This is a genomic window from Micromonospora okii (assembly GCF_020884795.1).
GTDB lineage: Bacteria > Actinomycetota > Actinomycetes > Mycobacteriales > Micromonosporaceae > Micromonospora > Micromonospora okii.
In genome coordinates this window covers 1-1147 of record NZ_BBZF01000006.1, presented here as the reverse complement: position 1 = coordinate 1147, position 1147 = coordinate 1, and the positions used below count along the sequence as shown (strand labels likewise).

At 52.2% G+C, this 1147-nt stretch carries 1 protein-coding gene; it reads left to right on the top strand.

The window, feature by feature from the left end; all coding sequences use genetic code 11:
- Positions 1-525: 525 nt before the first annotated feature.
- On the top strand, positions 526-1147 hold a 622-nt coding region (locus LPU43_RS00035), incomplete at its 3' end, for an aminoglycoside adenylyltransferase family protein (protein ID WP_229397539.1).

Sequence of the window (1147 nt, the reverse complement as noted above, 5' to 3'; positions counted from 1 at the left end):
ACTAGTATGGCCCGGGGGATCCGGCGCGCCTAGGCCTTGACGGCCTTCACTCAATTCGCCCTATAGTGAGTCGTATTACGTCGCGCTCACTGGCCGTCGTTTTACAACGTCGTGACTGGGAAAACCCTGGCGTTACCCAACTTAATCGCCTTGCAGCACATCCCCCTTTCGCCAGCTGGCGTAATAGCGAAGAGGCCCGCACCGAAACGCCCTTCCCAACAGTTGCGCAGCCTGAATGGCGAATGGGAGCGCCCTGTAGCGGCCACTCAACCCTATCTCGGTCTATTCTTTTGATTTATAAGGGATTTTGCCGATTTCGGCCTATTGGTTAAAAAATGAGCTGATTTAACAAAAATTTAACGCGAATTTTAACAAAATATTAACGCTTACAATTTAGGTGGCACTTTTCGGGGAAATGTGCGCGGAACCCCTATTTGTTTATTTTTCTAAATACATTCAAATATGTATCCGCTCATGAGACAATAACCCTGATAAATGCTTCAATAATATTGAAAAAGGAAGAGTATGCGTAGCCGTAATTGGAGCCGTACCCTGACCGAACGTAGCGGCGGTAATGGTGCGGTGGCGGTGTTTATGGCGTGCTATGATTGCTTTTTTGGCGTGCAGAGCATGCCGCGTGCGAGCAAACAGCAGGCGCGTTATGCGGTGGGCCGTTGCCTGATGCTGTGGAGCAGCAACGATGTGACCCAGCAGGGCAGCCGTCCGAAAACCAAACTGAACATTATGCGTGAAGCGGTGATTGCGGAAGTGAGCACCCAGCTGTCTGAAGTGGTGGGCGTGATTGAACGTCATCTGGAACCGACCCTGCTGGCCGTGCATCTGTATGGCAGCGCGGTGGATGGCGGCCTGAAACCGCATAGCGATATTGATCTGCTGGTGACCGTGACCGTGCGTCTGGATGAAACCACCCGTCGTGCGCTGATTAACGATCTGCTGGAAACCAGCGCGAGCCCGGGTGAAAGCGAAATTCTGCGTGCGGTGGAAGTGACCATCGTGGTGCATGATGACATTATTCCGTGGCGTTATCCGGCGAAACGTGAGCTGCAGTTTGGCGAATGGCAGCGTAACGATATTCTGGCCGGCATTTTTGAACCGGCGACCATTGATATCGATCTGGCCATTCTGC